This is a genomic window from Oceanidesulfovibrio marinus (genome assembly GCF_013085545.1).
GTDB lineage: Bacteria > Desulfobacterota > Desulfovibrionia > Desulfovibrionales > Desulfovibrionaceae > Oceanidesulfovibrio > Oceanidesulfovibrio marinus.
Map to the genome: position 1 here is coordinate 1 of NZ_CP039543.1, position 13,534 is coordinate 13,534.

The 13,534-nt window shown below is 62.1% G+C and carries 14 protein-coding genes; 2 read left to right on the forward strand and 12 right to left on the reverse strand.

Going from position 1 to position 13,534, the window contains the following annotated elements; all coding sequences use genetic code 11:
• The gene (locus E8L03_RS00005) at window positions 1-1,389 is read left to right on the forward strand and encodes a chromosomal replication initiator protein DnaA (RefSeq protein WP_171266206.1); all 1,389 of its coding nucleotides are present in this window, start codon (window positions 1-3) and stop codon (window positions 1,387-1,389) included.
• A 2-nt stretch (window positions 1,390-1,391) separates the two neighbouring features.
• Here E8L03_RS00005 and E8L03_RS00010 read toward each other — a convergent pair whose 3' ends face one another.
• The 3 genes from E8L03_RS00010 to E8L03_RS00020 are packed head-to-tail and all read right to left on the reverse strand — an operon-like array spanning window position 1,392 to window position 4,843.
• Window positions 1,392-2,147: a UPF0280 family protein gene (locus E8L03_RS00010; protein ID WP_244963609.1), complete on the reverse strand. Its 756-nt coding sequence runs from the start codon at window positions 2,145-2,147 to the stop codon at window positions 1,392-1,394.
• A gap of 53 nt (window positions 2,148-2,200) precedes the next feature.
• Entirely contained in the window at window positions 2,201-2,764 is a 564-nt protein-coding gene (locus E8L03_RS00015) for a hypothetical protein (protein WP_171266207.1), read from the reverse strand.
• A gap of 36 nt (window positions 2,765-2,800) precedes the next feature.
• The gene (locus E8L03_RS00020; protein ID WP_171266208.1) at window positions 2,801-4,843 is read right to left on the reverse strand and encodes a diguanylate cyclase domain-containing protein; all 2,043 of its coding nucleotides are present in this window, start codon (window positions 4,841-4,843) and stop codon (window positions 2,801-2,803) included.
• Between the two features lie 228 nt (window positions 4,844-5,071).
• Here E8L03_RS00020 and E8L03_RS00025 point away from each other — a divergent pair, with 228 nt between their 5' ends.
• On the forward strand, window positions 5,072-6,373 hold the full coding sequence (locus E8L03_RS00025) for an O-acetylhomoserine aminocarboxypropyltransferase/cysteine synthase family protein (protein ID WP_171266209.1): 1,302 nt from the start codon (window positions 5,072-5,074) through the stop codon (window positions 6,371-6,373).
• A 93-nt stretch (window positions 6,374-6,466) separates the two neighbouring features.
• Here the strand turns inward: E8L03_RS00025 and E8L03_RS00030 are convergent, their stop codons facing one another.
• From E8L03_RS00030 to E8L03_RS00070, 9 genes are all read right to left on the reverse strand, one after another.
• A complete protein-coding gene (locus E8L03_RS00030) occupies window positions 6,467-6,670 on the reverse strand; it encodes a cold shock domain-containing protein (RefSeq protein WP_144305010.1) in 204 nt (67 codons plus the stop codon).
• A gap of 83 nt (window positions 6,671-6,753) precedes the next feature.
• The gene (locus tag E8L03_RS00035; RefSeq protein ID WP_144305009.1) at window positions 6,754-6,957 is read right to left on the reverse strand and encodes a cold-shock protein; all 204 of its coding nucleotides are present in this window, start codon (window positions 6,955-6,957) and stop codon (window positions 6,754-6,756) included.
• A gap of 231 nt (window positions 6,958-7,188) precedes the next feature.
• Window positions 7,189-7,470 (reverse strand): amphi-Trp domain-containing protein, encoded by a 282-nt coding sequence (locus E8L03_RS00040; protein ID WP_144305008.1) that lies wholly within the window; start codon window positions 7,468-7,470, stop codon window positions 7,189-7,191.
• A gap of 149 nt (window positions 7,471-7,619) precedes the next feature.
• A complete protein-coding gene (locus E8L03_RS00045) occupies window positions 7,620-8,033 on the reverse strand; it encodes a 4Fe-4S binding protein (protein WP_171266210.1) in 414 nt (137 codons plus the stop codon).
• Window positions 8,034-8,046: 13 nt separating this feature from the next.
• Complete coding sequence (locus tag E8L03_RS00050) at window positions 8,047-9,123, reverse strand: hydrogenase large subunit (RefSeq protein WP_144305006.1); 1,077 nt, start codon at window positions 9,121-9,123, stop codon at window positions 8,047-8,049.
• 33 nt (window positions 9,124-9,156) lie between these two features.
• Complete coding sequence (locus E8L03_RS00055; RefSeq protein WP_144305005.1) at window positions 9,157-9,531, reverse strand: NADH-quinone oxidoreductase subunit C; 375 nt, start codon at window positions 9,529-9,531, stop codon at window positions 9,157-9,159.
• Window positions 9,532-9,534: 3 nt separating this feature from the next.
• On the reverse strand, window positions 9,535-9,978 hold the full coding sequence (locus E8L03_RS00060) for an NADH-quinone oxidoreductase subunit B family protein (RefSeq protein WP_144305004.1): 444 nt from the start codon (window positions 9,976-9,978) through the stop codon (window positions 9,535-9,537).
• Window positions 9,979-9,984: 6 nt separating this feature from the next.
• Window positions 9,985-10,842 (reverse strand): respiratory chain complex I subunit 1 family protein, encoded by an 858-nt coding sequence (locus E8L03_RS00065; protein ID WP_171266211.1) that lies wholly within the window; start codon window positions 10,840-10,842, stop codon window positions 9,985-9,987.
• Window position 10,843: 1 nt separating this feature from the next.
• Window positions 10,844-12,778: an NADH-quinone oxidoreductase subunit 5 family protein gene (locus tag E8L03_RS00070; protein ID WP_171266212.1), complete on the reverse strand. Its 1,935-nt coding sequence runs from the start codon at window positions 12,776-12,778 to the stop codon at window positions 10,844-10,846.
• Window positions 12,779-13,534: the final 756 nt, after the last annotated feature.

A 13,534-nucleotide genomic window follows, 5' to 3' on the forward strand; every position in this document is an offset into this window, starting at 1 on the left:
ATGGATACACGTTGGCAGGAAATCTCAGAAATTCTCCAGAATTCGATCAACCCTGGACTGTTTACCGTCTGGATCAAGCCCCTGAAGGCCAACATCGTCGATCAGGAGCTCACCCTCATTGCACCTAACGAGTTCGTCGCTGTCTGGGTACGCGACAGGCTCAAAAACGAGATCAAGGAAGCAGCGCAAACCGTTCTGGGCTTCGCGCCCAACCTCTCCGTGCTGGCCGACCGCAGCCGCGTTTCCGACGCCGGTCCCGGCGCGGCAAAGCCGGCTCCCGTCATCGGCCGCCCCGTGCGCGCCCGGCAGATTCCCCTTCCTGTCGAGGCGAAGCCCGGCAATCGCCTCTACAAGTGGAAGTTCTCCTTCTCCGACTTCGTGGTCGGCCCGTCCAACGAGCTGGCCTACGCCGCGGCCAAGGGCCTGTGCGAGAAGACTATGGGCGCGGACCAGCTTTTCCTGAGCTCCACGCCCGGCCTGGGCAAGACGCATCTTTTGCAGGCGCTGGGTCAGGCCCTGAGCACTGTCTGCAACCGGAAGAACCCGCGCATCGAGTACCTGAGCGGTGAGGAGTTCGCCCGCCGCTGGCTCGGCGCCATGCAGAACCGGCAGCTCGAAAGCTTCAAGGATCGCTATCGCGACAACGTGGACATCCTGCTGCTCGAGGATATCCACTTTTTCCAAGGCAAGCAGAAGATGCAGGACGAGCTGCTCGCCACCATCCGCAGCCTGCAGGACCGCGGCTCCAAGGTCGTGCTCTCCAGCTCGTTTCTGCCGCGGGAGCTGAAGGACGTGGACAGCCAGCTCGCCTCGCGTTTCTGCTCCGGCTTCCTCGCCGTCATCGACAAGCCGGACTTCGAGACAAGACGACGCATTCTTATGCGTAAAGCCGACATATTTGAGTATCCGCTCTCGGACAACGTCGCTTCGCTTCTTGCAGACCGTCTTACCTCCGACGTGCGGCAGCTCGAAAGCTGCCTGCAGAACCTCATTCTCAAGGCCAAGCTCCTGAACCAGGGCATCACGCCGGAGCTTGCCGAGAGGGTGCTGGAAAACTACGCGCCCCAGTCCATGGAGCTCAACATGGACGCGATCATTGAGTTCATCTGCAGAAGTTACGATCTTTCCGAGACGGATCTCAGCTCCCGCAGCCGGCAGCGCCGTACCGTCCAGGCCCGCAACACGGCCTTCTTCCTGGCCAGGAAGCATACGGAACTTTCCTTGAAGGACATCGGCAGCCGGTTCAATCGCAGGCACTCCACCGTGCTCAAAGGCATCTCCAACGTGGAGCGGGAAATGCAGCTGGAAACCCCGCTCGGCCGCCAGCTTCAGAATACGGTGGATCTGGCCGGACGCTACGGCGCCCAGGCCTCTGCGCCCCCAGAATAGAATCAGAGCAGGGCGAGCTCCATCTTGCCCCATGCCCCCATCTTCTGACCGCACTGGACGAACACCCCTTCCAGGCGCGGACCCTCCCCCCTGGCCAGCCCTTGGGCTGCCTCCAGAACCGATTCCACGTCGGCCTCCGCCTTGAGCTCGTTGCACAGGGCGGTGGCCGCCGCGTCGGCAAAGACGCCACTGGCCGAGCGGACCACCACGAGATCGCCCCGGCCGAGGCTCAGAGAGTGGCCGTACGTGGCCGAGGATGCGCACAGGGAGACGGGAAACTCGTTTGCCGGGATACGCACCCCGAGAGACGCTTCACGCCCTGGATCGGCCAGCAGGGCGATGGTGCGGTCCTTCGTGGAAATCATGTAGGTGTCGCCACCGTTCTCCACCAGGACCTCGGCGGAGAGGGGGGCCAGGGCGCGGGCCACGTGCTCTGCCACGCCGCCGGCCACGGCGGCCATGGGTCCCACGCCGCAGGCGCGGGCCGCGTCGGCCATGGCGCGGATTACGGGATGGCTTGCTTCGGGCACACCCACCGGGGTGAGGCTGGCGGCGAACTCCGGATGGCAGAGAATGAACGCCTTGAGCCGGCTGCGCAACTCGTGCACGGCGGCGGAAGCCTCGGCAGCCAGGTTGCGCGCGGCCACGATATGGAGGTCGGTTTCCTCGATGACTATCTGGAAGGCGCACTCGCCGCTGCGCGGGCAGGTGCTGGTGCGGTAGGAGCGCGCCGGGGCGATGGAGTGGGGAAATGGCACGGGATCGTGTTCCGGGCTGGAGGTCTTACGATGCGTGCTCTGGGTGATAGGCGCTACTGCGGCCGCTTGTCCATGGGCACGCGGATGTTCTGCGTGGACTCCGGCGGATTGATGAGCCGGGGCAGCTGGTCGCGCATCGATTTGGGTACGGCGGCGCTCACCGTCACCTGGCAGGTGCGCGGCTCCACCATGCTCTCCTCCTCCACCTCGATGGGGTCGAGAAAGCCGGCGGAGTCCGCCTGGGCCGCGTCGGACTCCGTGGCGAAGTCGCGTACCACGGTTTCGGAGAGCAACCCCATGCCGCGGGCCACCTCCACTAGCTTGCGCCGGGCGTCCAGCCTGGCGGCCAGGCAGGCGGCGCGCTTCACGCTGTCCGGCGTGCTGAAGCGGTTCGGGGCGAGCCCTGTGCCTGTGGTGGCCAGACGTCCGCGGATCGTGTCCACGTGGGCGTAGCTTGGCAGGGCGTGTGTACCGTTGGCGGATACGGCTGCGCCGGCGCCTGCTTCGGCTTGGCCGTCTGCGGCCATTGTCTGCAGCGGCCAGGTGAGGAGCAGCGAGACCAGCAGGAGCAGCGCAGGCAGGCAAAGGAACCTGGTGCGGGGGAAGGGCGTGTTCATGACAGGGATAGTATGATCATGCAACGGCGACGTTGATCAAGCGGATATGCCGGAGCCCATGGGAGCGCGCCGCTCTTCCCGGCCGGCGGCGGTGTCCAGCGCGTGGTACGCCTGGGCGATGTACTCTTCCGGCGAGGTGGAGGAGGTCGGCGTGAAGGCCGAAACACCGATGTGCACCTCCAGGGTGCGCGAGTCCTCCGGGCCGGCGACGGGTATGGCGAGATCGTGAACCGCCTGCCGCAGTGTCTCGCCCAGGGTTGCGGCTTCGTCCTGCAGCGTGTCGGGCAGGATTGCCACGTACTCGTGGTCGCCGTATCGGGCGAGGATGTTACACGGAAGCTGTTGCAGCTCCTGAGCCAGGGCGGAGGCCACGTGGTCGAGGGATTTCTTGGCGTGGAACTGCCCGTTGTGCGTCGAGTGCACGCCGATGCCGTCCACCTCGATAACGATGACGCCCAGGGACTGCTTGGCCCGGTTGGAGGCGCGCACAGTGCGCGCGAACACGTCGTCGAAAAGCTGGCGGGAGAGAACCCCGCTGCGGGGCTCGAAGCAGTGGCGCAGCTCCTCGGCGGCCACAGTGGAGGCGCCGTCCTCCACGAACGAGCCTTCCAGCGGGGCCGGCGCAGTGTCCACCTTGGACATGCTCACGGTGAAGGTGGCGATGCTGCGTTTGCCCAGGGTCTGGTCGAAGTCCAGCACGCCGCCCATGTTCCGCACCAACCGCGAGCACAGGGGCATGCCGTGCACGTCCGTGTCTTCTTCGAAGGGCAGGAAGAGCCTGTCCGGATCGCTCACCGGCGCGCACTGGAGGTAGGAAATCTTGACGAGCACGTTGCGCTCGCTGGAGGCGCTCTGGATGTTCACGTAGCCGCCGTCGGCCAGGTTTGCCAGGGCGTGGCGCACCAGGTCGATGACCACCTGGGTGAGGGCGTCGGGATCAGCCATGGCCAGGGGGACCTCGTGGTCCAGGTCCACGCGCCACTCCACGGACCGGGCGTCCATCTCCGTGGCCAGCAGGGCGGCGGCGTTGGAGAGGAGGTTGTTCACGGAGCAGCCCTGCCGCGAGAGGTTGACCGGCTTGAGGTAGTCGCGGATGCGGTTGAGGAGCTCCTCCAGTCGGGCGGACTCTCGCAGGATGATGTCCAGCTCCGGGGCCGGGGTCTTCTGGTTCAGGCGGCGCGCGAACCCGGCGATGGACATGAGCGGGTTGCGGATCTCATGGGCCACCTCGGCCGAGATGGAGCCCAGGGTCTTGAGCTTGGCGCTTTGCACCAGGGCCTGCTCCAGAAAGACGCGGTCGGTGATGTCCATGAACACGCCTTCCACACGGCGGCCCGCGCCGTTGGCGCGGTCATCCGGATCGCAGGGGAGTTCGGTGATGGAGCGGGCAATGCCGTGGACGATGTGGCCCTTGCGGTGGATGAGCCGGCACTCCACGGAGAAGGGGCTGCCCTCGTCAAAGGCCTTGCGCAGGGTGCTGCGTATTGCGCGGCGGTCCTCCGGGTGGATGAGGTAGCCGAGCCAGTTGCGCCGGGCCATGGCCTCTTCCGGGGAGTAGCCCAGAAAGTGCGTGACCGACTGGTTGATGAACTCCAGGGTGAGGTCCGGCCGGATGGAGAAGACGATGAGCGGGATGCTCTGCAAGAGCAGGGAGTGGCGGTACTCGGCGCGGTGGATGCGGGCCTTGAGCCGGCGGCGCTGCCTGATCCGCTCCAGGAGCATGCCCAGGTCCTGCTCTTGCACGGGGGTGGGCAGGAAGTCGCAGGCGCCGATCTGCATGGCGCGGACCAAGGTATCGGACGACTCCGGATCGCCCATGAAGACCACGTCCTCAACGCTCTGGCTGTCGAGCAGGGAGGTGGCGAGGTCGAGCCCACCGACCTCCTGCAGGTGGAGATTGATGAAGGCCAGGGAGTAGCGCTCGCCGTTCATGGACTCGACCAGGTGATCTGGCTGGGCGCACGTCTGCGTGACAAAGCCGGTGCGCTCCAGCTGCATGGCGAGGCTGTCGCATGTGGCGCGGTCGTTGTCGACAACGAGGGCGCGCGAGAGGTCGGGATCAAAAGGACACGGCTGCATGAATGGGTTCCGGACTCGCGTTCCGTGTAGGATACGGCTTGATTTTTTGTACCTAATCTTTTTGGAAATGGGATGCAACATCTATAATATTTTAAAATCGTTATGTTTTTCGGTGCATAGTTCTGAACGCAAGGAACGATGGGATATGCAATGGTCTTGGTGGAAGGTTTGATTTCTGGTACGGAGAAGAGCTAACTGTCGCCGCACACTGATAAAGGAGCAGCAGCCATGCCATACAAAGGACTGGAAACCATCGCCCTGCACGCCGGCTATACGCCGGATTCGGAGACTCTTTCCCGGGCCGTGCCCATATACCAGACCACGAGCTTCATGTTCCGCAACACGGAGCACGCGGCCAAGCTCTTCGCCCTGGAGGAACCGGGTTTCATCTACACGCGGATCATGAACCCGACCACAGATGTGCTGGAGAAGCGACTGGCCGCGCTGCACGGAGCGCCGGCCGCCGTGGGCGCCGCATCGGGCATGTCGGCCATCTTCTACGCCGTGGCCACCATCACCCAGGCCGGGCAGAACATCGTCTCGGGCTCCAACCTGTACGGCGGCACCAACACGCTGTTCAAGCACACGCTCTCTCGCTTCGGCATCGAGACTCGCATGGTGGACACGTCCGATCCGGCCAACGTGGCCGCGGCCATCGATGAGAACACCCGGCTGGTCTATACCGAGTCCATCGGCAACCCGCGCTGCAACGTGGACGACCTGGAGGCCATCGGCCGCATCGCGCACGAGCACAAGATTCCCTTCATCGTGGACAATACGGTGGCGCCGCCGCCCATCTTCAACCCCATGGACGTGGGCGCGGACATCATCGTCTACTCGCTGACCAAGATCGTGGGCGGCCACGGCCTGGCCATCGGCGGCGCGGTGGTGGAGGCGGGCACGTTCGACTGGGCGGACTCGGGCAAGTTCCCGGAGATCACGGAGCCGGACCCCACCTACCACGGCATCGATTTCTGGGACGCGCTGTGCAAGCTGGAAGGCACGCCGTGCACGGCCTTTGCCTCCAAGCTGCGCACCAGTCTGCTGCGAGACATCGGGGCAGCGCCGGCGCCCATCAACAGCTTCCTCATCCTCCAGGGCCTGGAGACGCTGCCCCTGCGCGCCCGGGCGCACTGCGAGAACGCGCAGAAGGTGGCGGAGTTTCTGGAGAGCCACCCGGCCGTGCGCTGGGTGAACTACGCCGGGCTCGCGTCGCACCGCGACCATGGCCGGGCCGAGCGGTTTTTCCCTATGGGACCGGGCGCGGTGTTCGGCTTCGGGCTGGAAGGCGGCCGGGACGCCGGGCGGAAGTTCATCGAGTCCGTGGAGCTTTGCTCCCACCTGGCCAATATCCTGGACGCCAAGACCCTGGTGATCCACCCGGCCAGCACCACGCACTCGCAGCTTACGCCGGAGGAGCTGGAGCAGGCCGGGGTGCCGCAGGACATGGTGCGTATCTCCGTGGGCATCGAGACCGCGGACGATATCATCGCCGACCTGGACCAGGCACTGAAGAAGTCTCAGGAATGACGCCGCCGGGGACCCGGCTGACAGTAGAAACAAGAAGAGCCGGACTGCGGGGCGGTCCGGCTCTTTTGTAGTGATGGAGAACTGTAACGGCCGTTACATCTTGACCACATTGGCCGCGCGCGCACCCTTGTCGCCGTGTTCGATATCAAAGGAAACGCGATCGCCCTCGTTCAGGGTTTTGAAGCCCTGAGACTGGATGGCGGAGTAGTGAACGAACACATCGTCACCCTCTTCGCGTTGAATGAAACCGAACCCTTTTTTTTCGTTGAACCATTTCACAGTGCCTTCATACGCCATGGGAACCTCCACATTGCAGCAAGGAAACAAGTCGGCCCAACCAAAAGGGCCGACGGACAGATCATGTTCAAACGAATCGGCTTCTAGCAACAGCGCACGACGTTGGAAGCCCTGGGACCCTTGTCATTTTCTACGAGCTCAAAGGTGACAGCGTCGCCTTCCTGGAGGGTCTTGAAGCCGTCGGCCTGGATGGCCGAGTAGTGGACAAAGACATCCTCACCGTCATCGATGCTGATGAAACCAAACCCTTTCTTCTCATTGAACCACTTGACCACGCCTTGGGCCATGAAACACGCTCCTCCCTAAAAATTGAACCAAATCGCGAAGACTGTATGAATCGGCCCTACTGCGAATGTAATAAAAGTTCAAGGGGGAATGTGAATTTTTTTTCATATCCAGTTCATTTTTCCATATCTGTGTATAAAAAGCGCACTATTGACAACGATAATGCATAAAAAAAAGGACTACGGCTTGAGCCGCAGTCCTTAGAATTGCATCTATATGAAATAGCGATGAGGTTAGGTTATCTCAATAGTGGGGCCGGATGTTGATATTTTCACAGTGTCGGAGCCCTTCTCGTCCTTCTTCCAACAGAGTTCCAACGTCAGCTCTTCCTTGTCCTTCTTCTGGGAGACTTCGATCTCGCACTCGACAATGTTGCCCGGACGCAGCACGACGGTCTCTTCGCCAAGTTGGACATGCACCGAGCCGGCCTTGAGGCCTCCCACGAGATCTTCCAGGTAGGAAATGACCTGGGAGAGCTCCATTGTGCCGTCGATCTTTACCTTGTTCTTGCCCATATGGTTCGTCTCCTGGAGATGGTGACAGGGAAAGTATATCAATAGCCCGTATCAGCGAACCCGGCAAGCAGCGGCGCGAAATATCACAATCGTGTGACACCGTTGCGCGGCACAAAAAAAACCGGGCGGGATGTTCCCGCCCGGCGTAGCTACTTGGTGGCGTCTTTCTTTGCTGTGGCCTTCTTTTCACCCTGGGCCGCCTCGGCCTTTTTCTTGGGCTTGGGCGGCGTTCCTTGCATTTCGATCATCTGCCGTTCCGGCGTGACGGAGCGCCAGGTCTGCTTGTGGTGGAGGCAGTGGACCGGGCAGACATCCACGCAGGTGCCGCAGTAGACGCAGGCAAAGGGATCGCACTTCCAGATGCCCTTGTCCCTGTCCACGGTGATGCACTGCGACGGACACTTGCGCGCGCAGGTGCTGCAGAAGATGCACTTGTCGATGTCGTTGTAGAGCTCTCCGCGGGCGTCCGGGAAGGGATCGCGGACAACGAACGGATAGGGCCGCGTGGACTTTGCGCTGAAGAGGTTCTTCAGGACATTGACGGTCATGGGAGTGAATTTCATGTGCCGTCTCCTCCTAGCGCTCTGTGCAGCTGATGCACGGGTCGATGGAAAGGACGACAACCGGGACGTCCGCGAGCTCGATGCCCGGCAGCATGGCGGCCAGGGGCGGGATGTTCGCGAATGTGGGCGTGCGGATGCGCAGCCGGTCCAGGTTCTTGGTGCCGTCGGCCTTGAAGTAGTAGAAGAGCTCGCCGCGGGGTTGCTCCACGCGCATGGTGTGCTCGCCCTCCGGGAAGCCCTTGACCTTCACGGCGGTTTCGCCGTCGGGCATCTGGCGGATGGCCTGGCGCACGAGGTTCACGGACTGGAGCGTCTCACGGAAGCGCACCTTGTTGCGGGAGTAGGAGTCGCAGCCGTGCTCCACGATGGGCTCGAAGTCGAGCTCATTGAAGCAGGCGTAGCCCAGCTGGCGGGCGTCTTCGGCAACGCCGCTGCCGCGCAGGGTGGGGCCCACGGCGCCCAGCACCAGGGCCTGCTCCTTGGTCAGAATGCCCTTGTCCACGGTGCGCTTGCGCACGGTGTAGTCGTCCAGAATCGTGGACTCCAGCTCCTTGATTTCGCGCTCGGCGTTGTCGAGCTCGGAGAGTATCCAGCGGGTCTGCTCCGGGGTCAGGTCGCGGCGGGTGCCGCCGATGACGTTGACTGAGACGATGACGCGGTTGCCCGTGGTGGCCTCGTTGATGTCCATGATGCGCTCGCGGATGCGCCAGAACTGGTAGAAGAGGCTCTCGAAGCCGAAGGCGTCCGCGAACAGGCCCAGCCACAGCAGGTGGGAGTGCATGCGGTGGAGCTCCGACCAGATGACGCGCAGGTACTTGGCGCGCTCGGGAATCTCCACGCCCATCATCTCCTCGATGCCCTGGCAGTAGCACATGGCGTGTATCTTGGAGCAGATGCCGCAGACACGTTCCACAATCTGGATCATGTGGTGGATGTCGCGGATTTCACAGAGCTTCTCCAGACCGCGGTGCACGTAGCCCAGGGCGGGCACGGCCTCGGTCACGATCTCGTCCTCCACGGTGAGGGAGAGGTGGATCGGCTCGGGGAGGACCGGGTGTTGCGGTCCGAAGGGTATAATGGTCTTTGCCATGATAACTCCTGATATGCCGAAAAGGCGGCTCGGCTAGGATTCCTTTCGGGTGATGCCGTACTTGCAGAACGGTGTCGTGGCCACCTCTTCCTCCAGATAGAGGAAGTTGGAGAAGTTGAGGACCAGGCCCTCGAAACAGAGGCCGAACTGGTCCTGGATCTCGTTCTCCACGAGGAAGGCGGCGAAGACGACGTCGGAGATGGTCGGCGCGTTCTCGCTTTTGGGCTGCTTCATCCGCAGGTGGATCATCTGCAGATCCTTCTGGAAATGGTACAGAAGGTCGACGGTCTTTTCGTCGAGGTCCACGCAGGTCATGGTTTCCAGCCGGTAGCCGGCGTCGAGCAGGCGGTGGATCTCCGCCTTGAGCGTCTCTTGCGTGACTTCGGTTGTTTCAAGAAAGGTTGCCATGTCTTATTGCTCCTGTTTGGCGGCAAAGAGCTCGAGGGCCTTCACGACGCCGTCGATGATGGCTTCGGGCTTGGGGGGACAGCCGGGGACGTAGACGTCCACGGGAATGACCTTGTCCACGCCGCCCACGACATTGGGCGCCTCGCGGAAGACGCCGCCGGAGAGGCCGCAGGCGCCGATGGCGATGACGGCCTTGGGGTCCGGGATCTGATCGTAGAGGTTCTTGAGCACCTTCTTATTGCGGTGGTTCACGGTGCCGGTGACAAGGAAGACGTCGGCGTGCTTGGGGTTGCCCACGTTGATGATGCCGAAGCGCTCAACATCATATACGGGGGTCAGCACGGCCAGGGTCTCGATGTCACAGCCGTTGCAGCTGCCGCAGTCGAAGTGCAGCACCCACGGCGACTTGATTCGCGATTTCTTGATGAATTCAGATATCGGGTTCATGAGCGCCTACCTGTAATGGAGCCAGACGAGATTGATGACGGAGAAGGAGAGACCGACGGCCCAGGCCGAACCGAGCATCCACTTCCAAGTCATGCGGGAGGTGGAGTTGTCCACCAGGATTTCCACGAAGTAGGTGATCATCAGCAGGAGAATGATGCCGATGACGCTCGTGGACCAGAACAGCGAGACCAGGCCGAGGACCAGTGCGATCTCGAACCAGTGCGCCACCTCGATGATGCCGAGGTAGGGGCCGACGTACTCGGTGTACACGCCGCGGACGATCTCCTGGTGCGCATGGTGCGAGGCGGAGATGTCGAAGGGCGATTTGCGCAGCTTGATGGTCAGGGCGTAGCCCAGCACCAGGAACATCAGCGGCAGATGAAACAGGAGCGGGGTGTTCAGCTCATATATCGCGCTGACCTTGAAGCTGCCGGTGACCATGTAGATGCCCACGATGACGAGCACCAGCAGGGGTTCGTAGGTGAGAATCTGCAACAGCTCGCGGTGCGCGCCCACCTGGCTGTAGGGCGAGGGCACGGTCAGTGCGCCGACCACCAGGAAGACGGAGCCCACCGCCTGCACAAAGAAGATGAGCAGCAGGTCCGACTGGAAGAAGAAGAGCACTGTGGCCGTGGCCGCGGCCACCAGGTAGACGAATGAGCAGAACGCGAGCCAGTAGTTGGAGAGCAGCCGTTCCTTACCGAACAGCTTGAAGACGTCGTAGAAGGGTTGGAGGATGGGCGGGCCGAGGCGCGACTGCAGGCGCGCGGTGATCCGCCGGTCCACGCCGGCGATGAGGCCGGAGGCCGCCGGGGCGAGCACGAGCCCCACGATGAGTGCGAGGAAGACGTTGACAGAGTTCATATTACAGCCCCCCGCCGATCATGAGTAGAATGAGCATGATAGCCGCACCGTTGACCCAGCCTGTGAGCGTGGACTCGCCAAAGAGGCGCTCCAGGTAGTAGTTCGCAGCGGTCGGATGGATCGCATTGCGCAGGGGACCGCGGTAGGCCGTGTTGTCATCGGGAATCTGAACGCCGGAGAGATACGGACCCACGGCCCGCTGCTTCTTGGCGCGCTTGAACGACATGATGGCGAGCAGCCCGCCGCCGATGCACACCAGGAAGAGCGGCACGGTCGGGAACACGCCCTTGGCGTTGGCAAGGATGCCGCCGGTCGTGTCAAAGGGCGTCACGTACGTCGCCATGGGGAAGACGGATGAGAGCTGGTTGATGGAAGGCAGGATCAGGTCGGTGTAGATCCACGGGGCCGCGAAGGAGAGCACAAAGGCGCCCGTAAGCAGGCCCAGGAGCGGCACGCGCGTCAGGAACGCCTGCTTCTCCACCTCGATCCTCTCGCCGATGGGATAGCTCATGAAGATGCCGGCCCAACGCGCCCAGTACATGACGGTGATGGCGCTGCCCACGGCCAGCATGACCACGATGATGACGTTGTTCGCGGCCGACTCGATGGCCATCCACTTGCCCAACAGCATGCCGAAGGGCGGCAGGATCATGGTCAGCGAACCGAGCACCGCGATGATCGCCGTCAGCGGCATGGTGGCGTAGAGGCCGCGCATGTCCTCGATGTCCCGGCTCGCGATCCGCTGCTCGATGGTGCCGACGCAGAGGAACATGAGCGCCTTGGACACGGCGTGGAACATGATCAGGAACATGGCGGCAGCCACGGCGGCCGGCGTGTTGATACCGGCGCAGGCGATAATCAGGCCGAGGTTGCTCACCGTGGAGTAGGCCAGAATCTTCTTGCCGTTGGATTGGCCGATGGCCAGGGCTCCGGCGGCAAGGAAGGTGAACGCGCCGGCAATGGCCACTGCATCGGAGAAGAAGGTGCCCATGAAGGCGGGGGCGAAGCGCAGGATGAGGTAGACGCCCGCCTTGACCATGGTGGAGGAGTGGAGCAGGGCCGAGGTCGGCGTGGGCGCGACCATGGCGCCCAGCAGCCAGCTCTGGAACGGAAGCTGCGCCGCCTTGGTGAAGCCGGCCAGGCAGAGTAGACCGCAGGGAACCAGGAAGAGGGCCGTTTGCGGAGCCTCCCGGATGATCTCCTGCATGTCCAGGGTGCCGAGATCCAGATAGATCCAGGTAATTGCCAGCAGCAGCGCCACGCCGCCCAGGCAGTTCATCCATAGGGCGCGGGTGGCGTTGGTGATGGCGATGTCCGTTTTGTCGTGCCGAATGAGCAGGTACGAGCACAGCGTGGTGAGCTCGAAGAAGAAGTAGAAGTGGAGGAAGTTGTTCGTAAGGACCAGGCCGTTCATCGCGCCCAGGAACAGGACGAGCACGGCGAAGAACTGCGGCTGTCGTGATTCCTGCAGGTGCTGATGTTCCTCGTGGTTCTTCATGTACGGCAGTGCGTGGATTACGATGACGGAACCCACGATGGAGACCACGGCCACCATCAGCATGGAAAGCGAATCGCCTACGAAGAGGGGCGACTCATGCCCGTGCTTCACCAGGAAAATCTCAAGAATGGCGAGCAGGACCAACTGCGTGGAGGCGAATGTTGTGATGAGCGCGTGCCTTTTCCTGATACCAATGCCCAGGAAAAGGAACAGCAGCAAGAAGTCCAGGACCGTAACAAGCGGGCTGAATTCTATGCCCAGCAGTCCCGGGGCCACAGCGAACGGTGCATACGAGAAGAGGGAGAGAGAAGCACCGGCAAGGAGTACTCCTGCGACCAGCACGATGAGCACCCGGATTGCGTTTGCCCTGAAAAAGTAGAGACCCAGAGCTGCAATAAAAGGTGCCACCACGAGGACGAAGAGGAGGGTATCGAGCATACCGTCTCCGTTACGCTAGAGGGTGGTGGGAAATAGAAACTCCGGCGAAACGGGTCTGGAACGGCACCCGAAAGCCGGGCAGGCCAAGTCAGAACAACCGGTATGGACAATGCCCTGAGTAGGTTGTTCTGTCAACAATATCAGTATAGAGGAAGTATTCGTATCGGCGATATCAAACATTCGGGCATCGCTAGTCTCCTTTTGGCAAAAGCGAATATTTTTGTTTGTGTGTCCAGAAAATTGGACACAGGGGGCGAGGTTTTCGTGTTGCCGTTGCGTTTGCATGACAGTCAAGTCGTAGCATGTCGGCGTCACGATCGATAAAAGTGTGTGTTGACAAGCTGATCTGCGCAGGGTTCTCGCCAGTTCAGCGTGTCGAAAAACGCGATATGTAATACGCAAAGGCGTAACCACGTATAGCGTATGCCGTTTGTACGTTACGGAGAAATGGTAAATCGTCCCGAAAAAGTGCTGCGATTGCGGTTGTCTGGATAATAATAGCCAGGCGGTGTGTAGCTTCGGTACTGCCTATACCCAGGGTAGCGCCTCGGGGGCGGCGCAGGGCGCAATTGGGAGTAGGGGGAAACTCCCGGAGCGGCGTAGGGAGGAGATCGCCGGGTTCCATACGTGGGCGGCGGATGGTGCGTCCAGCCGTTCGAAACGCCTGGAGGCGAGTATCCACGCTGGTTCCTTGGGGCAGCATAGCCGCGCCCGGAGTGTCCGCGTGGCCGCGCCGCCGGAGCCTGATGCGCCTGA